20 protein-coding genes are annotated in these 21,864 nt (G+C 35.2%); 5 read left to right on the top strand and 15 right to left on the bottom strand.

Annotated elements, in window-relative coordinates:
• Positions 1–128: 128 nt before the first annotated feature.
• A complete protein-coding gene (locus SMGD1_RS08680) occupies positions 129–1,235 on the top strand; it encodes a hybrid sensor histidine kinase/response regulator (RefSeq protein ID WP_139064130.1) in 1,107 nt (368 codons plus the stop codon).
• Here the strand turns inward: SMGD1_RS08680 and pyk are convergent.
• The 3 genes from pyk to SMGD1_RS08665 all read right to left on the bottom strand — a co-directional run bounded on the left by pyk (position 1,227) and on the right by SMGD1_RS08665 (position 4,928).
• The gene (gene pyk / locus SMGD1_RS08675) at positions 1,227–2,669 is read right to left on the bottom strand and encodes a pyruvate kinase (RefSeq protein ID WP_008336468.1); all 1,443 of its coding nucleotides are present in this window, start codon (positions 2,667–2,669) and stop codon (positions 1,227–1,229) included. The genes SMGD1_RS08680 and pyk overlap by 9 nt on opposite strands.
• A 53-nt stretch (positions 2,670–2,722) precedes the next feature.
• Positions 2,723–3,712, bottom strand: a complete 990-nt coding sequence (locus tag SMGD1_RS08670) for a dipeptide epimerase (protein WP_008336237.1) — start codon at positions 3,710–3,712, stop codon at positions 2,723–2,725.
• 85 nt (positions 3,713–3,797) lie between these two features.
• On the bottom strand, positions 3,798–4,928 hold the full coding sequence (locus SMGD1_RS08665) for a DUF819 family protein (protein WP_008336504.1): 1,131 nt from the start codon (positions 4,926–4,928) through the stop codon (positions 3,798–3,800).
• 50 nt (positions 4,929–4,978) lie between these two features.
• On the opposite strand from SMGD1_RS08665, the gene SMGD1_RS08660 reads away from it, so the two are divergent.
• Genes SMGD1_RS08660 through SMGD1_RS08650 form a run of 3 tightly spaced genes read left to right on the top strand, consistent with a single transcriptional unit; the run spans position 4,979 to position 7,460 of the window.
• Positions 4,979–6,310: a DUF4139 domain-containing protein gene (locus SMGD1_RS08660; RefSeq protein WP_008336850.1), complete on the top strand. Its 1,332-nt coding sequence runs from the start codon at positions 4,979–4,981 to the stop codon at positions 6,308–6,310.
• Between the two features lie 22 nt (positions 6,311–6,332).
• Positions 6,333–6,713, top strand: a complete 381-nt coding sequence (locus tag SMGD1_RS08655) for a hypothetical protein (RefSeq protein ID WP_008336022.1) — start codon at positions 6,333–6,335, stop codon at positions 6,711–6,713.
• A gap of 3 nt (positions 6,714–6,716) precedes the next feature.
• Entirely contained in the window at positions 6,717–7,460 is a 744-nt protein-coding gene (locus tag SMGD1_RS08650; RefSeq protein ID WP_008335805.1) for an exonuclease domain-containing protein, read from the top strand.
• A gap of 16 nt (positions 7,461–7,476) precedes the next feature.
• Here SMGD1_RS08650 and SMGD1_RS08645 read toward each other — a convergent pair whose 3' ends face one another.
• The 6 genes from SMGD1_RS08645 to SMGD1_RS08620 form a co-directional block, all read right to left on the bottom strand.
• Entirely contained in the window at positions 7,477–9,693 is a 2,217-nt protein-coding gene (locus tag SMGD1_RS08645; RefSeq protein ID WP_008335692.1) for a CHASE2 domain-containing protein, read from the bottom strand.
• Positions 9,694–9,696: 3 nt separating this feature from the next.
• Positions 9,697–10,815, bottom strand: coding sequence for a FecR family protein (locus SMGD1_RS08640; RefSeq protein ID WP_008336268.1), 1,119 nt, complete (start codon positions 10,813–10,815; stop codon positions 9,697–9,699).
• A 12-nt stretch (positions 10,816–10,827) separates the two neighbouring features.
• On the bottom strand, positions 10,828–11,982 hold the full coding sequence (locus SMGD1_RS08635; protein ID WP_008335020.1) for a FecR family protein: 1,155 nt from the start codon (positions 11,980–11,982) through the stop codon (positions 10,828–10,830).
• Positions 11,983–11,992: 10 nt separating this feature from the next.
• Positions 11,993–13,303: a tetratricopeptide repeat protein gene (locus SMGD1_RS08630; protein ID WP_008335322.1), complete on the bottom strand. Its 1,311-nt coding sequence runs from the start codon at positions 13,301–13,303 to the stop codon at positions 11,993–11,995.
• An 84-nt stretch (positions 13,304–13,387) separates the two neighbouring features.
• Complete coding sequence (locus tag SMGD1_RS08625; protein WP_241761463.1) at positions 13,388–14,572, bottom strand: Na+/H+ antiporter NhaC family protein; 1,185 nt, start codon at positions 14,570–14,572, stop codon at positions 13,388–13,390.
• A gap of 194 nt (positions 14,573–14,766) precedes the next feature.
• Positions 14,767–15,390 carry an acyl-CoA acyltransferase gene (locus tag SMGD1_RS08620; RefSeq protein WP_008341144.1) on the bottom strand — a complete coding sequence of 208 codons (624 nt, stop codon included), beginning with the start codon at positions 15,388–15,390 and terminating at the stop codon, positions 14,767–14,769.
• Between the two features lie 83 nt (positions 15,391–15,473).
• Between SMGD1_RS08620 and SMGD1_RS08615 the strand changes: the two genes are divergently transcribed.
• On the top strand, positions 15,474–16,124 hold the full coding sequence (locus tag SMGD1_RS08615) for a L,D-transpeptidase family protein (RefSeq protein WP_241761462.1): 651 nt from the start codon (positions 15,474–15,476) through the stop codon (positions 16,122–16,124).
• Here the strand turns inward: SMGD1_RS08615 and argS are convergent.
• The 6 genes from argS to SMGD1_RS08585 all read right to left on the bottom strand — a co-directional run bounded on the left by argS (position 16,108) and on the right by SMGD1_RS08585 (position 21,851).
• Positions 16,108–17,703, bottom strand: a complete 1,596-nt coding sequence (gene argS / locus SMGD1_RS08610) for an arginine--tRNA ligase (RefSeq protein WP_039919915.1) — start codon at positions 17,701–17,703, stop codon at positions 16,108–16,110. The genes SMGD1_RS08615 and argS overlap by 17 nt on opposite strands.
• A 3-nt stretch (positions 17,704–17,706) precedes the next feature.
• On the bottom strand, positions 17,707–17,943 hold the full coding sequence (locus SMGD1_RS08605; RefSeq protein ID WP_008335361.1) for a Sec-independent protein translocase subunit TatA/TatB: 237 nt from the start codon (positions 17,941–17,943) through the stop codon (positions 17,707–17,709).
• Positions 17,944–18,027: 84 nt separating this feature from the next.
• Positions 18,028–18,651 carry a guanylate kinase gene (gmk, locus tag SMGD1_RS08600; protein ID WP_008335420.1) on the bottom strand — a complete coding sequence of 208 codons (624 nt, stop codon included), beginning with the start codon at positions 18,649–18,651 and terminating at the stop codon, positions 18,028–18,030.
• Positions 18,651–20,381 (bottom strand): hypothetical protein, encoded by a 1,731-nt coding sequence (locus SMGD1_RS08595; protein ID WP_008335571.1) that lies wholly within the window; start codon positions 20,379–20,381, stop codon positions 18,651–18,653. Before SMGD1_RS08595 ends, gmk begins: the two co-directional genes overlap by 1 nt.
• A 47-nt stretch (positions 20,382–20,428) precedes the next feature.
• Positions 20,429–21,196 (bottom strand): flagellar biosynthetic protein FliR, encoded by a 768-nt coding sequence (gene fliR / locus SMGD1_RS08590; RefSeq protein ID WP_008336647.1) that lies wholly within the window; start codon positions 21,194–21,196, stop codon positions 20,429–20,431.
• Positions 21,197–21,206: 10 nt separating this feature from the next.
• Positions 21,207–21,851 carry an ABC transporter ATP-binding protein gene (locus SMGD1_RS08585; RefSeq protein WP_008335382.1) on the bottom strand — a complete coding sequence of 215 codons (645 nt, stop codon included), beginning with the start codon at positions 21,849–21,851 and terminating at the stop codon, positions 21,207–21,209.
• Between the last annotated feature and the right edge of the window lie 13 nt (positions 21,852–21,864).

Below are 21,864 nucleotides of genomic sequence, written 5' to 3'. Positions count from 1 at the left end.
AAACACATTATAGGTAACGAAAGCCCACTATAACGGGAAACATGATAGAATAGTATATAATAAAAGTTTATGACGGATTATTACAAGTGGTTATTTAATTATATACTTTATGCGTAAAAGGAGTTCTCATAAAAAATATACAGACAGTATTAATCGTTGACGATGTTAAAGAAAATATCGATGTGTTGGTTGAACTGTTAAAAAAGTATGACTTGATTACTGCCATAGATGGAAAAACAGCACTAGAAGCAGCTAATAGTGAGGATATAGATCTCATTCTTTTAGATATTATGATGCCGGACATGGATGGCTTTGAAGTATGTAATATCTTAAAAAGCAACAAAAAAACTTCTAATATTCCAATCATATTTTTAACTGCTCTTGATAAACAAGAAGATTTACAGCAAGGGTTTAAGCTTGGAGCTGTTGACTATATAACAAAGCCATTTAATCCGAAAGAGCTTTTATCTCGTGTAAATACACATCTAACACTAAGAGCTTATGAAAAAAATTTAGCACTTAGAATAGAAATAGAACTAGAAAAAAACAGACTTAAGCAAGAGATGATTTATCAAAAGTCAAAACAAGCAGCTTTAGGTGAACTTCTTATGCATATTGCTCATCAATGGAAGCAACCTCTTGCTTCTTTATCAGCTCTAAATATTAGTCAAAAAATAAAAATTGAACAAGACTTAGAGACTACAAAAGATGAAAATCTAGCAAGGATTGAAAAGTCTCAAAACTTGATTAATTTTATGTCAAATACAGTTGAGACTTTTAGAAACTTTTATCTCCCCTCACACTCCAGTGAAACATTTTCTCTTACTGACTCTGTTAAAAAAGTTTTAGACATCTCAGATGCGACTCTTAAATATAATAAAATAAATATCTTAATTAGTTCAGATGAAACTGGGCAAACTTACGGAAATGAAAATGAGTTTACACAGATAGTCTTCTCCATAATAAATAATGCAAGAGATATATTTAAGAAAAGAGAGATTAAAAATCCTGAGATAAAGATAGATATACAAAATAATGTACTTACAATAAGTGATAATGGTGGCGGAATTGACAATGAGATAATAGACAATATATTCTTGCCGTATGAAAGTAGTACCAATAGCAGTGGTATTGGATTATACATCGCTAAAGAGATTGCAGAGAAAAATAATGGCTATATCTCTGCCTCAAACGATGAAAAAGGTGCCGTATTCAGAGTTGAGTTCTTAAAGTGAAGCGAAGAACTTCATCTCATGCTCTCTTAAAATACGGATCATATTCGTAGAACCCGCTACTCCGACAGGATCTCCTGCTGTTAGTATATAGCTCTTATCCAACTTCAAGACTTTTCTCTCTATTCCTTGGTTCATCACATCGCACATCATCTGTCCAAGTGAACCCTCCTCAACCATAAACGCAGGAACCACTCCCCAACACATAGTCAAATATCGTGCAACTTTTTCATCATGCACAACCGCATATATATCACGACGAGGACGATAACGTGAAATCTTTCTGACAGATGATCCTGATGCAGTCAAACCAATAAGTCCCCATGCATCTATATCTTCACATAGTCTCACTGCTGACTCGTTTATACTGTCTGTTGCATCTGATATCTTAAAAACTGAGAACTTATTATACGGGTAGATCTTCTCGGCACCGATAATAGTCTCCATCATAGTCTCCACTGCTAAAACAGGATTATGTCCCATTGCACTCTCTTCTGAGAGCATAACAGCATCTGAGCCGTCTAAAACAGCGTTTGCAACATCACTTATCTCAGCACGTGTTGCAGTGTCGTTTGTAGTCATAGAGAGTAGCATCTGAGTAGCTGTAATAACAGGTTTTGAAGCTTCGTTTGCTTTTTTTATCAGCATTTTTTGAAGAGCTGGAACTTCATAAAACGGCACTTCTATACCCAAGTCTCCACGAGCGACCATAAGCCCGTCACTTACTTCTAAAATAGCATCTATATTCTCTACAGCATCAAACTTCTCTATCTTTGCGAAGAGCTGAACTCTTCCATTATTGTCTGTTATGATTTTTCTGGCATCTATCATATCTTGTGCATCTTGAACAAAAGAGATAGCCATAAAGTCAACATCATTCTCTATTCCCCAAAGCATATCTACTCTGTCTTTTGGAGTCAAAACATCGATGCCAAGTCTTGTGTTTGGAAAGTTTACACCTTTTTTAGAACTTAGCACTCCTCTGTTTCTTACCTTTACTTTTACAGACTCAGCTAAAACCTCAACAACCTCAGTACGGATTATCCCATCATAAAGATAGATAAACTCTCCTACTTTTAACTGTTTTAAAATAGTCGGCTGATTTATACAAGCACGATATTTACCTTCTTCAACTTTACACCCAACAATCTCTTCTTTTACAAACTCGACGATGTCATCAGCTTCAAGTTCAAAAGGCTCTTCCAAGTGACCTACACGAATCTTAGGGCCGCTGATATCTTGAAGTACTCCAACAAACAGACCGCTCTTTTTCTCAGCCGCGCGTATACGTTGCAAAACTTCATAGTGATACTCATGTGTACCGTGAGAAAAATTCAGACGAAATACATTTACGCCGGCTCTCATAAGAGCTTCTATCTTCTCTTGTGAGTCAGATGCTGGGCCTATAGTTGCTAAGATCTTTGTTCTTTTTTTCATTAAAATTCATCCTTTGAAAAATTGTAACATTGTGAAATTACCAAATTATTACTTTATTTTCTAGTTATCTCACAGCCATTAAAATCGAATTCTAACTCATTTGATGGCTCTTTGTAAAGTAGTGGAGAGTCAAGGTCTATATAGGCTATAACATCACTGTATTCCATTGCCAGATTTAAAGCTGCATTTATAGAGATAGGACCTTCAAGCATCGACCCTAACATACATTTAATGTCATTTTTTCTGGCAAACTCTAAAATTTCTATCGCCTTTGTAACTCCACCGCACTTCATAAGTTTGATATTTATCATATCGGCACAGGCATACTCTATGATTGCTTTTGCATCTTCGAGTGTAAAGACCGATTCATCCGCAAGTATTGGCACATGTGAGTAGTTAGTTATGCATCTAAGTTCATGTAATTCATCTGCTTTAACGGGTTGTTCTATAAGCTCAAGTTTAACATTTAGAGTAGCTTCTAGGTATTCCATAGTGTCATCTTGCGTCCAAGCTTGGTTTGCGTCTATGATTAGTTTGGCATCTAACTCTGAGAGTCTATTTGTGACTTCTATGGCGTGTTTTATATCACCACCGAATTTTACTTTTAATATATTCATACCGCTTGCTATAGCTTGCGTAGCATCTGAGATCATCTCATCTGAATCTTTTAGGCTGATAGTTATATCTGTTTGAAGAGTAAGGTTTTGTTTTTCTTTTGTTTGTGGAAGAAGATAAAAAAGTGCCATATCCAAAGCTGCTTTTGCACTGCTACCCATCTCAGCCAGATGCAGAGACACAATAGCATCTTTAGGAGTCAAACCTATAAGTTCTTCTTGAATAAACGCAATATCACTCAAGATGCTATAGATATCTTCTCCTGTCACCGCCCGAGTAGCAGGTGCCTCACCATAGGCTACACTCCCATCATCACAAACAACTTTAACTCTTACAAACTCAACTGCATCTACTCGTCTAAGAGCTGTTATAAAAGGAGTCTTTAGAGCTATCTCTTTAACCTCCGTTGATATGTCAAGTATCTTCATAATATGAGCCTAGTGTCGATAAGATTTTAGATATTTAATATGAAGCAAGTATATAATAATAAGCTGTGATTTGAGTTTTTTATATCTACTTCACAATCCATATCAAAACATTCCCAACAAGCAAACCGCCAAAAGTTCCTATGAGATAACCCATTATCGCCATGAGGACGCCTACACTCACAAGTGACTTGTTGTAAGTCGCTGCAAGGATTGGTGCAGATGCAACTCCGCCTATGTTTGAGAGAGATGCTACAGCCACACTGAACAGGTCAAGCTTGAATATTTTTGCTCCTATGACCATTATTATGGCATGAATAACCAAGATGCTAAAACCTGCAAGTACGTAAACTCCGACATCGCTGAAGTTATCAAAAACAGCTTTTGAACCTATGAGAGCTATGAGTATGTAGAGCATAGTAGATGCCACTTCGCTAGAGCCGTTTATCTCTTTTAGTTTTGTAAATGAACCAATTACTCCAAGCGTAGATGCTATGAGAACTATGGTCGTTGTTTTATTGAGTATCTCTATATTTTGAGCGATTATTTGAGAGCCTAAAGATGCTACAAGAGCGAAAAGTATAAGCAGCCAGTATCTTGGTGCTCCCATGCTACAAGCACAACCTATCTCACCCAGATATGCCATGTTTTCATCACTCTTTGTAAACTTGTTGAAGATAGATGCAAAGGGTACTAAAAACAGAAGTAACATTACCCACAAAGTGTAGTTTACGCTGTCAACTATAAGTGCATAACCAAAGGCCTCTTGTGATACACCAAGAGCAGAACCAACAGCAATCATGTTAGCAGTTCCACCCATCCAGCTTCCAGCCAAAGCCCCAAAAGCCGCCGCTGAGTCTTGGTCAAAGTTAAAAACAAACGCGACTATAACAAAACCAAACGCTAAAGAAGTTACTGCTAACACATAAGAGATAAGCAGAGATTTTCCAAGCTTGAAGAAGTGTCTAAAATCCACTTGCAAGAGCATAAGAAAGAGCATCGCAGGAAGCAGGTTTGTCTTTGTAAGTTTATAGATAGCGTCTATCTCTTCGTTTTTATCAAAGAGTCCCAGAGATGCAAAGAGCATAGAAAAAGCATAGATGAAAACAACGGCCGGAATGAACTTAAATACTTTCCAAGTAGTTCTAGTGTCAAGCAGATGAAAAATAGTTGCTAGAAGTGCTATGGAAAATAGATAAATTAAGGGAGATTCAATCATAATTACCCATTATTTTTTTTGATAGTGTAACATATATCCAAAGGATTACCATGAAAACTATATCTTTAACTCTGTCTGCATTTATACTTTTATCTTCGTCTTTATTTAGCGCATCTCTAAGCCCTAAACCAAGCTCTTCTTCACTCATCGTTTACAACGGTGGTATCGGGCTTGTTCATGAAGAGAGAGAACTTAACCTCGATAGAGATGATAAACAAATAATATATGAAGGTGTTGCAAGTACGATAGAGACTGACTCAGTAAATGTAGCTCTTCCTAACTCTGTGACTCTTTATTCTCAACAATACCGTTTTGACAAACTAACTATGTCTAAACTCCTAGACGCTCATATAAATAGGAAAGTAAAAGTAGGCATAAACCGTGCGACCCTACTTTCTCATAACGGCGAAAATGCACTAGTCAGAGATGCCAGTAATGAAATTGTCTCAGTTTTAAGTAAAGACATAATCTTTCAATCTATTCCTGACTCACTTCTCACTAAACCATCTTTGGTTTGGAACATAGAAGCTAGAAAAAATCTAAACACTAAAATGGACATAGATTATCTAATAAACAGTCTTTCATGGAAGAGTGACTACATCTTAAACCTTAACGGCGATAAAGCAGACTTAACAGGATGGATAACTATAGATAACCGCTCCGGAAAAGCCTATGAAGGCACAAACCTTTATGTTTTAGCAGGTGACATCAATAGAGCTCAAAGAGCACAACCCCAACAGCGATACCAAAAGGCAATGGCAATGATGGAAGCTGCTCCAGATGTTTCGCATCAAGCACATGAAGGTTACCATTTTTATACTATACCGTTTAAAGTAAATCTGGCTAACAACGAAAAAACTCAGATAAAATTTATAACTCAAGATGCCATTGACATAAAACGCAGATACTCTAGCACTACTTCAAATCCACTCTATCTACAATCAGAGCAAAAACACAATGTGACTCAGTACATAGAGATTAAAAAGCTTGATTTAGCTCTTCCAAAAGGTGTAGTGAGAACTTACTCGAAACTAAACTCGAACAATATTTTACTGGGAGAGAGTTCACTAAACCACACACCAAAGGATACACCTGTAAACTTGGCTCTGGGTAAAAACTTTGATTTAAAAGTAAAAGAGACTATAGAAAGTCGTTCGGACACTAAAAGTTACCTAGAAGCAACTGTGCTCTACACTCTAAAAAACAGCTCAGATGATAAAAAGACTTTGGAGATTCTCATCCCTTTTAACAAGAATACAACAAGCACTATTGAGACATCAAAGGCTTATACGTTTAAACGTGGAAACACTCTTTCATTTGAAGTAGTTCTAGATGCTAAAAAAACTGAGACTTTTAGAGTAAAATTTAGAAGCAAAAGGTAAATTTTGGTAGAATACTAGCACTATGAGTTTACATGAAATAATAAAGCAGAAGTTATTACAAGAACCATTTGATAACGATGCTCTAAAACTTGCTCGTGCCATTTACAACACTTATCTGGAAAACGATAAAGAGCTCTTTATGGATATCAAAATAAACACTGTTTTGAACCTTTTGAAACTCCAGTCAAGTAAAGAAGCTCTCAAGTATATTAGATTTCTTTTTGAAGAGTTAAATGAGCCTCTATGCGTCAAAAATTTTAAATACTATGCTAACACTTACCCAATGAGGTTTGTTGTTTTTTGCAGCTACAAAATCAAAGATGAAACCATAGAAATAGAGCTTAATGAAGAATTTTTGCATGTGGAAGAGCACTATATGTTAGACCCATTTTTAAAAGGATAATTGTTGGCAAAAAAATATGTGATTTTAGATACTGAAACTACTGGTGTAGGTGAGAACGACAGAGTAATTCAACTAGGCTACGTAGTACTTGGTGCAAAAGATGTAGAAGTGCACAACGAGTTTTACTCATCTGATGTGCCTATCAGTTTTGGAGCTATGGAGGTTCACGGAATTACTCCTGATATGCTGGAGAACAAACCTGCCTGCAGAGACAGTGTTGCATATAAAAGATTGTGTGAGTTAAATGTCAGCGAGAACTATATGATTATACATAATGCTCCGTTTGATCTTGGAATGCTTGAAAAAGAAGGCTTTAATACTCAGATGAAAGTTATAGATACTCTAAGAGTCGCTAAGCATATTTTACCTGATGAAGATGCTCACAGACTTCAATACTTTCGCTACAAGATGGCTCTTTACAAAGATGAGCAAAAAGAAGCAGATGCTTTAGGTGTAGTTGTAAAAGCTCACGATGCTATCGGTGATGTTTTAGTTTTAAAACTTCTTTTGACAAAACTAAGAGAGGCTGTTTCAGCTGCATATCCGAGTGAAAATCCTGTTGAGAAAATGGTTGATCTTACAAACACTCCGATACTTGTAAAATCATTTAGATTTGGAAAGTACAAAGGTAAGACTCTTCAAGAAGTAGCAGCCTCAGATGCAGGATACCTTAGATGGATGCTGACAAGCATGGAAAATCTGGATGAAGATATGCGCTACTCTATAAATAACGCTCTAGGAGCTTAGTAAGCTCCATTTACGACTAACCTTTAGTCGTATGTACAAAAACTCCATTAAAGTTCTCAGGCGGCAACTCTACATAGTGTTCACAACGTTCTATGTATATGTCACATATTTTGAGGTTACTTTTATTTTCTAAGTTATTAAGCTCTTTAAATATTACTAATGCATCTGCAAACTTTTGGAGCTTATAAAGGTCTATCGCCTCATGATAACGTTCAAGTTCTTCTAAAAGTTCTTCCCTGCTAGAGTAAAAGATAGGCTCTTTTTCATCTCTGTCAAAATCATGTATCTGCCATATCTCAATAGGTTCGCTTTTACCCTTTACTGTCACAAGATCTAAAAAACGGTAAATATATTTTCCCTTTAGCTGACTTTTTGTAAAGTTGGAAATATTTAGTCTTGAGTTGTAGTACTTACACAGTGACTCAAGTCTGGAGCCTAAGTTAATAGTATCACCGATAACAGTGTAGTCTGAACGTATCGAAGATCCCATCTCTCCGACAATAGCAACTCCGCTGTTTAGTCCTATACCAATATCGACTATTGGGATGTTAGAACTATCTGCCATGTTTGTGACATTTACAAAGTCTGGGTTTTGTCTCAACTCATCATTTAAACTTTTAAGTTTGTGAAGTTGTCTAAGACTTGCACACACTGCTCTGTCTGCATGATCTGTAACATCAAGCGGTGCATTCCAGTAAGCCATAATTGCATCGCCGATATATTTATCAACTGTACCTTTTTCATTTATGATTATCTCTGTCATAGGCTCCATAATCTCATTCATAAACTTAATCAGACGCTTTGCATCTCCCATAGCTTCAGAGATATTTGTAAAGCCTCTAACATCAGAGAAAAAGACTGTAATCTCTTTTTCTTGTCCTTCAAGTGCATTTGAATCAGCGTGTTGGAGGATGTCTTCCATAACACTGGCACTTACTTTAGTGGCAAACTTACCTTTAATCATATCTTTTTGTCTTGTCTCAAAAAAGTAGTTAACCCCAAGAGTCCCAACAAGAGATAGAAATATAGAAACAAGTGGAAAGATAGAATTTATTATCACATACTCTGTAAATAGCAGATAGTAGTTTGCATACATCAGAGCGAAAAATGAGACTAGATAGACCAGACTCAATATCAAAAGAGAAAATCTTGAATATATAAATATAACTATAAAAGCGATCAAAACAATAGCAGTTAAATCTGCCACTTCTGCCCATGAGGGCTTTCTCATCATATCGTCATTTAAAAGATTGTCAATCATATTTGCGTGAACTTCAACTCCGGCTATTACGCTGTCCATAGGAGTAGAACGTAAATCCATAAGCCCATAAGCGGATGTCCCGATAAGTACAAATTTACCTTCTAAAAGTTTTCTATCTATAGTGTTATTAAAAACATCAACTGCCGAGATATAGCGGTAACTCTTAAACGGTCCTCTAAAGTTTACATATAGTCGTCCAAACCTATCACTTGGTATGACTTGTTTACCAACTTGGACATTTTCTATACCTGCGTCCGAATATGTAGCTACTACTTTTCTGCTTTGAGTTGCTACACGGTACATCTCAAAAGCAAGTGACGGGTAAAGTTGTTCTTGATACTTTATCATCAAAGGAACACTACGAATAATTCCCGATTCATCAGGAATATTATTCATATATCCGCTTGAGTAGGCTGAATCTTGGATGACTTTTAAATTTGGCAGAACACCACGAGCCAAGGGGAGAAACTCTATCTCTTTTTTCCCTTTTTCTATAAATATTGCAGGAACTTGCGGAGCTTCATTTGTATTATCTGCATCAAAATCAAAAACATAACCAAGTATTGTAGGAGTAGATGCTACTGTTTGTGAGAGTATAAGATCATAGTCAGGCATCTTCTTAGCATCTATACCCCACTTCTTGGCAAGACGCTTTGGACTTGTTTTGTCTGCTTCACTAAAGACAATATCCAGCCCTATTATTCCGGCATCTGATGCAGTTAAATTGTTTAAGATGCGAGCGAATTTATCTCTCTCCCAAGGCCATTGACCAAGTTCTTTAATACTTCGCTCATCAATATCAACAATAACAATATCTTCACTAGCCTTCTGGGGACCGCGAAATTTAAAATAGAAGTCTCTTACTCTGTTGTCAAGTGATTGAAAGTGAGTAGGTAAAAAGAGGTATGCACTAGAGAGGAGTAGTGAAAGGAGTATAAAGAGAGGTATGAGAACTTTATACTTGCCTTTCATGATTTAATGTAGTACCTGCTCAGTTGTAACTGTGTATGTACCTTTTTCATCACCACTACCACCAACATCTGCAGAAAAATTTCCTGTTACTTTGTTTCCTGTTGCACCTTCAAATGTACCATTAACAATATCGCTTCCGTTATTACCAATTAATTTTAAACTAGTTCCTTCAATAGTAGTAGTTCCACTTACAGTAAAGTCATTGTTTCCATCGTTGAGAACCAAAGAAGATACATCATTTCCAAAATCAACATTTAATGTTGCAGTACCTCCCTCAGCACTTCCCCAATCTCCGCCACTATCAACGGTAGTTGCATAAGTTCCACTATATACAGCATTATCCATACTATATGAAGCTATTAAAGAAGCAAGATCAGTTGTTTGTTCAGCATCTACAACGCTTTCAGAAATGTCTTTAACGACTACATTATCAAACGCTTCTGTAGTATTATCAAGCTGTCCATCATTGTTCGCAGATGTATCTCCATCTTCAGAAGCATTACCTTTCTTAGATGTAGATTTTGCAAAGTTTTTCTTCTTCATCTCTTTTAAATCTTCTGGCGTAAACTCTTTTACTTCTACATTTCCATCAGGAGATATAGAGAGGAAAAAACCTTGTTGAACTACATGTTCTGTCCCACCTACACTCACACTAATAGCTCCAAATGTACAGTATGCCTGATATGAACCATCTTCACCGACAAGGAGGCTAAAGTTCGTCCCGCGTATCCCCATCGTTGCTGTTTTAGTCTTTACCATAAACTTATCAGGTGCTACTTTTCCAATACGACCAGTTATAGCTCTCATCGCACCTTTTAACATACCAAACTTTGCAACCGGTTCTTGGCTATCTTCAAAAAGATACTCATTAATAGAAAAGTTAGAGTTTTTTCCAATAGTGACTATAGTCTCATCTTTAAAAATAATCTGAACTTTAGCTTTGTCATTTGTAACGATAGTATCTTTTTCTTGAAGCTTGTCACCTAAACTAAGTTCTATCTTACTACTGTCTCTCTCCACAAATGCTTTTCCGTTTAAACCGGTAATCGTTGCAACATCTTTTGCAAAGAGATTAAAAGCTAAAAATAAAATCAGTAAAATCATTTTTTGTAAAAATTTCATAATGTTTCCTATTTACTGTAATGTCTGCGTTGTTGTAACGTTAAATGTTCCTATAGCTTTTTGTGAGGTAGTATACCCATCTGGAACATAAGTAAAATCACCTTTTGCTGTATTACCTGACTGACCATAAAATATACCACTTGCTGTACCTTCTGGTAAGCCTCCACCAGGGCTACCTTTATCTACACTAAATGTATTCGTATTAAGTCCGGTGTAAGTTTCATTATATGTAGCTGTTTCACTTTGACCAAAACCAGGATTTAAAGTCAATGTAGCCGTATCAGCTCCAAAATTTACATCAAAATTTGCAGTACCACTATTAGGAAAAGATGGTGTGTTATTACTTGTAGTAGAAAAAGTACCTGTATATTGAGCATTAGTCATAGAGTAACCTGCAATAACGGAATTTGCTGTAGGACCTTCACTAGATGTTTGTTCAGCATCTACAACACTATCAGATATATCTTTTATAACAATATTATCCATCTCTTCAGTAGTAGTGTCAATCTGACCCTCATTACTTGCTGTTGCATCATCAGTTGCATTACCTTTTTTAGATGCACTCTTTCCAAAGTTTTTATCTTTCATATCTTTTAAGTCTTGTGGACTGAACTCTTTTATCTCAACTTTTCCATCAGGAGATACGCTGATATAAAAACCTTGTTGAACTACGTGTTCTGTGCCATCAACTGTTACACTGATAGCTCCATATGTACAATATACATTTACAGAGTCATCTTCGCCAACAAGGACACTAAAGTTAGTTCCACGTATACCAATTAGTGCAGTTTTTGCTTGAACTTGAAACTTATCTGGTGCAATTTTTCCTATCTTACCAGTTATAGTCCTCATCGCACCTTTTATCATTGCAAACTTTGCAACAGGTTCTTGAGAGTCTTCAAACATATATTCGCTAATTGAAAAATTAGAGTTTTTACCTACTGTTACAATAGTCTCATCTGTAAAGATTATCTGTACCTTAGCTTTGTCATCTGTTAATATTGTGTCTTTTTCTTGCAGAGATGCGCCAATGGTAATCTCTACTTTTGTGCCCTCTCTCTCTACAAATGCTTTACCATTTAGAGCAGTAACTGTCGCAACATCTTTTGCAAACATAGCAGCACTCAATAAGAAAACCAATAGAACAATTTTTGTTAAAAGTTTCATCTTCTTGCTCCTAGAATGTTTTATTCAAGCCGGCAGTTATTGTATATTTTTGATAACTGAATCTGTCTTGATTTGATTCAACTCTATTGTATGTACCTTTTAGATGCAGACGCAGGGTTTTTAAAATTCGTGCGTTAACAGTTGCTGCTGCAGTTGCACCGTTGTCAACTCTAGTATTACCAAAAAGTGTACTATGATCTTCATAGTTTCTTCTTCTATACTCAGCAAAAAGTTCTGTACCGTAAATCGCTGTAAATTGATTTGCATAGACAACATTTGCTCTATACTCATCATAGTCTACATCGATTCTTGTACCGTGATGTTTTCTCTCTCTAATACCAGTTATATTGCCTTGAATATATGAGCGTGGAGAAAGAATATTTTGCAGTGAATATGCTAATTCATAATGATCTGAATTTAAATCATACTGAGCACTTTGAGAAAAGTATTTTTTCTGATACTTTATATGACTTATACTTCTAAGTGTATTTGTGTGGCTATATTCAAATCTAGGAGTAAAACCCACCGTACGAAGATACTCTTTATCAGCAAGGTTTAATACATCTAAGCCAAGTACAAATTCTACAAGATACTTAGTCTCTTTATAAAGAAGACTTGGAGAGTAACCTATATACGCCACATCAAAAGCATCTAGTTTTTGATAATCTTTTAAAAATAGAGTAAATCTATTTTTAAATGCAAAACCATTCTTATCACCCAAGTCATAAATATTTACTATATCAGCATAAACTTGTAAGGCTCTATCTGATTGTTCTGGAGTTCCTGGAAGAGTTCCTGTATTTATGTTATATTGACTATCTATTGACCCATAGTTTACATTTGAGTCATACACCCAGTCAAGGTTTACAGTCGCATAGGTAAATGATTTTTGCTGAACCTTTGTAACTTTAGATAGATACAGCTCTATATTTGTTCTAAGATTTTGAGGTATATTTGGATTTTCCAGCACCTCTTTAAATGCCAGTTCAGAATCTTCATACATCTTAAGCATAAAGTATGTTCTAGCCATTTCAAGCTTGTTGCCAAGATTTGCAGGGTCTAGCATCTCGACTCTCTCAAAAGCAGCAAGTGCTACTTCATAGTTCCCTGTTTCAAATGCAGAACGACCAAGATAAAAGTTAAGTTTTGCATCTGAGAGTTTTGATATATATATCTTTGACAAGATCTCATAACTATTTTTAAAGTCTTTTTCTTTATAAGATTTTACAGCCTGTTCATACTTAGAATCTGTACTCTCCATAAGCTCACTTCCAAATAGAAAAACACTAAGCCCTACCAATAAAATTACAATCTTTCTCACTTAATCCACCCTTAATCTAATCTTCAACTAACGAAAGTCAATACTGTTTTAAAATATTATATCACTTTATATTTTGAATGAATATTAATTAGAGATGAATGCAACTAAGAGAAACAATAAAAGGGCAATAAGTCCACTAATCAAGGCATACGGAAGTTGAGTTTTAACATGTTCAATGACTTCACACTCACTTGCCATTGATGAAATAATTGTAGTATCAGAGATAGGTGAACAATGGTCTCCAAAAATTCCTCCTGATATCACAGCACCTATTGCAAGAGCGACATCAGCATCCATTGCAACTGCCATTGGTACAGCAATCGGAATCATAATACTAAATGTTCCCCAACTAGTTCCCGTAGAAAAAGATATAAGTGAACTAAGCAAAAATATCACAGCTGCTGTAAGATAGATGCTAAGATTTTCACTCGCTAGTGAAGCCAGATATTGACCAGTGCCAAGTTCACTTGTAACCTCCCCTATGGCAAAAGCAAAAAGTAAAATCGCTGCAATAGGAAGTAGATTTTTGGCTCCCTTGACAGTAGTCTTGCTCCAAGTCTTTAGAGTCATATTTTTCTTGCCCACATAATAAAAGAGTGTAAATACAAGAGTAGTCAATACTGTGTAGAAAATAGCACTTGAACCGCTTCCTTTTAAGATATTTCCATCACCGGTAATATATAAATAAACAAATACAAAAAAAACCATCAATAAAATTGGTAATAGCATATAATACATACTTTGAGGATTAGGGAGGTCTATTTTAGCGTCAACAGCAATATATTTACTATGCTTCATTGGTCCTATGTCTATATTAAACCATACAGCAATAAATGTTACAGCCAAAGCACTCATCGCATAGAAATTATAAAAAATCGAGTCTATCAGTAAGTCAATAGCATTTGCTTCTATAACACCTTGTGTTATCTGCGTTGAGATAAGGCCAAGAAGAAGTGCACCCCAAGCATTTAAAACTATTATGGAGCTAATAGGTGCTGATGTAGAGTCACAGACAAAAGCAAGTTTGGCCTGTGGTATTTTGTACCTAGCACAAAAAGGTCTTCCAACTGCTCCTGCTATTAATGATGTTATAGATGACTCTATAAAAATAACAACACCAATCATATAGCTTAGAAGCAGAGCTGATTTAGCTGAACTAATAACTTTTGCCCTGTTTTGCATAAAATCTACAAAACCATCAATACCACCACTCTTATCTATCAAAGCCATAATACTTCCAACAAGAATAGCAAAACCTAAAGTTTTCACTATCCAAGCCTGCATAAGCAATGAACTAAATAGTTCAAAAGTTTCCTCCGCAGATGCAAAAATAGCGAAGTCATTCAGAATTAATAGACCTAAGACTATCCCACTAAAGAGGGATAGAAGAACACTTCTAGTATAAAGGGCTAAAGCAATCGCAAGGAGTGAGGGAAGAAGAGAGAGGACTGATGTCTCTATGATTAAAACTCATATTCTAAAAGTACTAAACCAGCTCTACCAAACTTTTCTTTGTAGAGTTCACACTCTTTTTGTTTTACTTCTTTAAAGCCTAGTTTTTTATAGTAAAGCAATGTCTCTAGTGAGCCTATCTCAACCATTGTTTGAGCTATACGATAACCTTTTAGCCTTGCAGTTAGAAGACTTTTTTGCATAAGTGATTTTAATATTCCAACATCCATATGTCCTTCTATCTCTTCCATAAAATCAAATACTAAAGTTCTATTGTTTAGTTCAAAATCACAAGAGTTTAAAACCTCTAAAAACTCTTCTACATTATCATCGCAATCTATCTCTTTAAGTGCATCTAAAAATGCTTCTCTTGTTGCTATTCTTGGCTCATAACTACATAATGATCCAACACTTTCACCATCAATCTCAGCAATCAAAAAATTACTATAATGACAATGATTTTTCGCTGTTGTTGTTGTTAGTTTTTCTATATTTCTTAAAGTGTCTTCACTGTTCTTTGATCCAAAAATCAAGTCGAACATACAAATCTGTTTGTCCGCACGAGAGCTTTGCAGAATCATCTGTGCCAAAAAATGGGCGTCGGTACCTAAAGCTTTTCTTATTTTCATACTCATAATATTTTCCAAAAATTAATTAAATTCATATCTTAGTAATAGTACCATACCTTATGATAAAAACTTTCTTAATCCTCCTTATTTTGCAAAATTTCCTATATTCTTCACAGCAAATAATCTTAGTTGTTAGTGATAATTTTAATTCTTCAAAAGCAAAACTCAGCTGTTATGAAGATGGGAAAAAAGTATTAAATACGATTGATGTAAACATAGGTACAAATGGCTTAGCATGGGGAATAGGAGAGTTTAAACTAAAGCAAAAAAACAACGATCCAATCAAAAAAGAAGGTGATAAAAAAGCACCTGCAGGCATCTTTAAACTCGTATCTACTTTCGGTTATTACGAAAAACAAACTTTTAACTTAAATTACATTTTTCTATCAAAAAAACTTATTTGTGTTGATGATTCTGATTCCAAAGACTATAATAAAATAATCCAGATGCCAAAATTGCGGCCAAAAAGTTTTGAGCAAATGAGAAGAAAGGATGATCAATACGAATTGGGAGTAGTTGTTGCACACAATAAAGATCAGAAAAAGCAAGCAGGTTCATGTATATTTTTACATGTTCAAAAATCAAAAGATGCTTCTACAGCTGGATGTACTTCGATGAGTTTAGCCCAGATGAGGGAGATAAACTTATGGTTAGATGGGAGTAAAAATCCCATCCTGATTCAGGTTCCAAAAAGTTCTCTAAAAGAGATAAAAGAACTTTTCCCTACTCTTCCTCTTTAACCATCCTGTCTTTAGCTTTGATGCCTAGAAGTGAAAGACCTGTTTTTAACGATAATGCAACCACTAAAAGAAGTTTTAAAAGTTTTGCTTCATCATCAGTTCCAATGATTCTGCAATCATAATAGAACTTGTGAAGTGAAGCCGCAAGTGCTTTTAAATAATCAGTAAGTTTTTGAACTTGACGAGAACTAAATGCATCTTCTATTATCTCAGGGAGCAAAAGAGCATCAAAAAGAAGACTATCCGCATTTTCATCAAGTCCTTTTAATGAAGACGCAGATATTTCTTCTCTCGAGTAGTTACTTTTTGAGAGAATAGTCTGAATTCTAGCGTGAGCATACTGAATATAAAAAATAGGGTTTGAGCTATCTTGCTTCTTAAACTCTGATAAGTCAAATTCTAAAGCCGTATCACTCTTCTTAGATGCAAAGATAAATCTTAGTGCATCTGAGCCTATCTCTTCAACAATATCACTCATAAGAATAACATTACCTGCACGCTTACTCATCTTATATGGTTCACCATCTTTAAGTAGACTTACCATTTGAGAAAGCAGTGTTTCAAGCTTGCTTGAGTCATATCCCAGATATTCCACTGCTGCGTTAACTCTTGGGATGTAACCATGGTGGTCTGCTCCCCAGATGTTAATATAGTGATCATATCCGCGCTCAAATTTTTGATTGTGATACACTATATCTCCAGCTAGATAAGTTGGTCGGCCATCTTCACGTACAACAACTCTATCGTTGTCATCGCCTTTTGCCTCAGATGCTATCCAGACTTTGTCGTCTTTTTTGTAGATGCCATCACCCATCTTTTTCATAACTCTCTCCCAGTCATTATAAAGAGATGACTCATTTACAAAAGTGTCAAAGTGAATGTTTGTGTCTGCTAAAGTATTTACTACAATATCCATAACACCGTCTTTAGCCCAAAGTGCAAGCTCTTTTTGACGAGATTCATCACTTAAAATCTCTTTACCAAACTTCTCAACAGCACCTTTTGCAAGACCTTCTAGATATTCTCCGCGATAATAACTCTCAGGATATTCAACACTCTCTTTAAGTATATTTTCACGTCCATAAAGCTGGATAGAAAGACCAAGTAAATCAATCTGATTTCCTGAATCATTTACATAATACTCAGCTGTAATATCATAACCTAAATGCTTTGCAAGCTTGTAAAGTGTATCTCCATAAACAGCACCACGTGCATGACCAATATGTAGAGGACCAGTAGGATTAGCACTAACAAATTCTAGAAGTATTTTACTTTTTTTCTCTTGTTTACCAAACTCACTCTGGTTTTGCAGTGCCCAATCTCCATACTCATTTAAGAAGTCTTCACTAAGACGAAAGTTCAAGTAACCTTTTACTGATTCGACACTAGAAAAAATTTCTGATTCATTAAATGAAGAGGCTAAATCTTCAGCTATGACCATAGGAGACTTCCTAAGTTCTTTAGCTAAAGAAAAAGCAATTGGTGTAGCAAAATGACCGAAAGTACGATCTTTAGGTTTTTCTAAAACAACTTCACGACCAAACTTTTCGCGCAAGAGCGCCGATACACGTTGTTTCAATTATTATGCTTGTGTTGTAGTTTTTGGAGCTTCAGTAGATGCAACTTCTTCGCCACTCTCTACTTTTTTTGGAGCTTCAGTAGATGCTGTTTCAATCTCATCTGTCTCTTTCATTTCACTTTTAAAGTTTTTGATTCCCTTACCAAGACCTTTTGCTAAGTCAGGTATCTTTTTAGCACCAAATAAAAGTACGATAATTCCAAATATTATTAATAGTTCTGTTCCACCAGGCATTCCCATGATTTTTCCTTTTTTTTATAAAATTAATGCGAGAGTATATCTACACTTTGCTGTAAATACTCTTATCATCACTGTTTTGTAACTCTACTGTTCTATATCTTCCCATTTTTGTACGAAATCATTAATTTCATTATTTGGAGTTTTCATTCTTGCAGTTATAGCTATCTGTCTTAATAAATTTGCGGCTCTTTGTAAATCATCATTTATGATTAAAAAATCGTATTCACTTATTCTCTGTATCTCTCTCTTAGCCATCTTTAAACGTCCGTCCATAACTTCTTGTGAATCAGTTGAACGACCGGCAAGTCTTTTCTTCAACTCTGAGAGAGTCGGTGGTGTAATGAAAACTGAAGTAGTAATATCGCCAAGTCTGTTATTTACAGCTGTATTTCCCTGAACATCTATATCAAATAAAACTAATTTACCGTCTGACAATGCTTTACGAACTGGTTTTATAGATGTCCCGTAGTAATTTCCATGAACAAGCGCATACTCTAAGAAATTGTTATCTTCAATATCTTGTTTAAACTCTTCTACGCTTACAAAATGATAATGTACACCTTCTTCTTCACCCGTTCTGATAGGACGAGTTGTTGTAGAAATAGAAAAATAACACTCTCCAATATCATCTATTATTTTATTCAATAAAGAACTTTTTCCGGCACCACTTGGGCCTGAGAGAACTAAAACTGCTCCGCTTTTATTCACTATTTGTCACCTAATGTTATATTTATATTTATCTTCATGCCCTTCATAGAAGCTACCACGTCTTCATTTGAAAGTGCTGCTAATAATTTTTTCAATGATTCTACACCGTCGTTGTCAGGCGTGATTTCTGTATCTTTTGAAATAGTTTCTACTTCACCTAACTCTTCAAGATCTACATCTTCTGTAATTTCAACTTCATCCAATTCATCTGTATTTACTTCTTCATCTCCAACTTCTTCACCAATTGCAAGTTTTATATCTCTTGTATTTAATGACTCTAGCCCATTAATATCACTCACAGCTATATCTAAAAGTGTATCCTCATCAAGTTCACTTTCTAAGTCTTCATCACTTAATTCAAGAACAGCACTTTCTATCTTACTCTCTAATTCTTCATCGCTGATATCATCAATGTTAAATTCTTCTTCTGCTTCTAAGTCATCGCTAATGTCTAGCTCATCTTCAAAATCCAACTCTTCAGCAATCGCTTCTGATTCAAGACTTTCTTCTTCTTCATTATTTTCTTCGGCTTCGTCTAACTCATCTGTGTTCACTTCTTCAAGAGATTCTTCTTCATCATCCAATGACAAGTCGTCAATATTTAAATCATCGTCATCGTCATCTAAGTCTAAATCCCCTAAGTCCATCTCATCAAGACTTTCATCTTCATCACTTATCTCATCTTCAGGCAATTCTTCTGGACTTGCTTTTTTAACTTCTTCTTCAGTCTCATCATCATCCAGTGATAAGCCATCGAGATCTAAATCATCATCTAAAGATAGATCATCAAGATCAGTGTCATCTCCTAAGTCCATGTCTAAGTCCAAATCTTCTTCAATATTTTCTAACTCATCACTTATAGCATCGTCAACAGATTTTTTATTATCCTCATCGTCTAGTGATAAGTCGTCAATATCTAAATCATCTTCTAAGTCTAAGTCCCCTAAGTCCATATCATCAAGCTCTTCATCATTAATGTTATCTGAGAATAACTCTTCCGTGTTGTCTTCTGTCTCTTCCAAAAGATCTTGCACCTCTTGTAATTCATCTTTGTCTAAAACACTTTCACCTAAATCGATATCATCTAAAGAAAGCTCATCGATTTCTTCATCATCTTCAAGTGAAATATCACCTAAATCTAAATCCATGTCGTCAAGATCTTCTTCTTCATCATCTAGACTAAGTCCATCTAACTCTTCTGCATCTTCTTCCAAATTTAATTCTTCCCCAAGTTCAGAGTCTAAGTCCATATCCATGTCATCAAGGTCGTCTAAATCATCAATATCACCTAACTCACCAAGCTCTTCAATATCATCATCAGCCAACTCTAAAAGTTCACTATCATCTATTACTTCTTCTAAGGAGTCAGTTAAGTCTAATTCTTCTTCATCAGTTCCTAAATCGATTGTAGTTGCGTCTTTACCTAAACTAGCAAAAAGTTCAACTAGGTCAGTTGGTAAAAATGGTTTTCTTAATGTCGCTGTAAACCCCTCTACTTCTTGGGCATCGCGTGAACATATATATAATGACTTGCTAAATTTTACTTTTTCTTTTATCTCATTTAGTATTTCTTCACTATAAAGAGTATCATCTAATACAAATAATTCGTAAGTTCCAGCTTCTACTTCTTCAACACTGCTAACAATATCTAGTTCATCAGAAGTTTTTTGTGCACTAAGTGTTACTAGTTTTGTAACTACTGGATTATCATTTAAAAGTAATATATTCACGTCTATTCCTTTGAGGGCATAAGTTTTATCATTGTATCAAAAAAAAACTAAAAAAACATCTCTAAATAATTAAAAGCTTCGAGCATTTGCGATTTTAAAATCAACATTGTCGCACTAAAAGTTGCAATGAGAACCATAAATGCAACCATGATTTTAATAGGAAAACCAATTACAAGAAGGTTAAACTGAGGCATTGTTTTCATAAGCATTCCAAAAATAACATCTGCTAACCATGATAGTGCGATGATTGGAAAAGCTATCATAAAACCAACTATAAACATATTTGATGTGGCTTTAATCATATAGTTAAAAAGATCTTCAGTCAATAAAAATCCACCTAATGGTATAGCACTTAATGAACCGTCTATAAAAAGCAATAACCAGTGATGTAAATCAATAGCTAAGAGAATCATCAATCCCATGAGAGATAAAAATTGTGAGATGATTGGCATTGATACACCAGTTTGAGGGTCAATTGCACTAGCCATAGAAAAACCCATCATAAAAGATATTTGTCCACCAGCGAATGTTATAACATTATAAGCAAGTAGTAAAACTACTCCTATTGCCAGACCAAATAATAATTCACTAAGTATTGCCAGCACAACAGTAGGTACATTTATATCTATCTGAAGCGGTGGCATTGAGGAATAAAAGACTATTGTAAAGAAAAATGCCATTGAAGTTTTTATTGTCATCGGAATATTTTTGTGAGAGAATATTGGAGCTGCCATAAAGAGTGCTGCAAAACGAAAAAACAGAAGTATAAAGCCGACTATATAAGTGTCGCTAAAAACTTCTGCCCAAGATACCATTACATTTTACTCACTTAACTGCTACAAGTTTTTTATTTTCCAATCTATAAACTTTTTTACACTTAAAAGCCAACTCTTCATCATGCGTTACTAGCACCATACCTGCACTGTTTTTTTCAATATATTCAAAGAATATCTCCATCACTTCATGTGCAGTCAACTTATCTAAGTTCCCAGTTGGCTCATCTACAAAAAGTATACGAGGCTGTTTTGTCAAAACCCTGGCTATTGAAACTCTTTGCTGCTGACCACCGGAAAGTTCTGTAACTTTTTGATTAATTGCCTCATATATGTTAAGTCTTTTTAATATTTCATTATCTATATCTTGGCCTGATAAAATTGCAGCTACTTCTAAATTTTCTAATGCACTAAAGCCTTTAAAAAGATAGTGAGACTGAAACACAAGACCAAGAGAATCTCTTTTTATCTTTGCTAGTCTCTTTTTATTCATCTGTGATACATCTTCAGCAAAAAGACTAACACTACCGCTATCAGGGGTTAAAAGGGTTGATAATATATGAAGCAATGTAGATTTACCACTTCCGCTTATTCCAATAATTGCTATTGATTCTTTTTCATCTAAATCCATAGATATATCGCTAAAGAGCTCATATTCAAATGTGTGTGATAGGTTTTTTGCTGATAATAAATTCATGAAGTGATTATAT

This window comes from Sulfurimonas gotlandica GD1 (genome assembly GCF_000242915.1).
GTDB lineage: Bacteria > Campylobacterota > Campylobacteria > Campylobacterales > Sulfurimonadaceae > Sulfurimonas > Sulfurimonas gotlandica.
This window is presented reverse-complemented; position numbering and strand designations above follow the sequence as displayed.

Coding starts and splice junctions, on each gene's coding strand:
- SMGD1_RS08640 (WP_008336268.1), bottom strand. CDS start 10,815: ATGAAATTTTTACAAAAAATGATTTTACTGATTTTATTTTTAGCTTTT.
- SMGD1_RS08645 (WP_008335692.1), bottom strand. CDS start 9,693: ATGAAAGGCAAGTATAAAGTTCTCATACCTCTCTTTATACTCCTTTCA.
- SMGD1_RS08585 (WP_008335382.1), bottom strand. CDS start 21,851: ATGAATTTATTATCAGCAAAAAACCTATCACACACATTTGAATATGAG.
- SMGD1_RS08660 (WP_008336850.1), top strand. CDS start 4,979: ATGAAAACTATATCTTTAACTCTGTCTGCATTTATACTTTTATCTTCG.
- SMGD1_RS08605 (WP_008335361.1), bottom strand. CDS start 17,943: ATGGGAATGCCTGGTGGAACAGAACTATTAATAATATTTGGAATTATC.
- pyk (WP_008336468.1), bottom strand. CDS start 2,669: ATGAAAAAAAGAACAAAGATCTTAGCAACTATAGGCCCAGCATCTGAC.
- SMGD1_RS08635 (WP_008335020.1), bottom strand. CDS start 11,982: ATGAAACTTTTAACAAAAATTGTTCTATTGGTTTTCTTATTGAGTGCT.
- fliR (WP_008336647.1), bottom strand. CDS start 21,196: ATGGTATCTTGGGCAGAAGTTTTTAGCGACACTTATATAGTCGGCTTT.
- SMGD1_RS08665 (WP_008336504.1), bottom strand. CDS start 4,928: ATGATTGAATCTCCCTTAATTTATCTATTTTCCATAGCACTTCTAGCA.
- SMGD1_RS08655 (WP_008336022.1), top strand. CDS start 6,333: ATGAGTTTACATGAAATAATAAAGCAGAAGTTATTACAAGAACCATTT.
- SMGD1_RS08670 (WP_008336237.1), bottom strand. CDS start 3,712: ATGAAGATACTTGACATATCAACGGAGGTTAAAGAGATAGCTCTAAAG.
- SMGD1_RS08620 (WP_008341144.1), bottom strand. CDS start 15,390: ATGAGTATGAAAATAAGAAAAGCTTTAGGTACCGACGCCCATTTTTTG.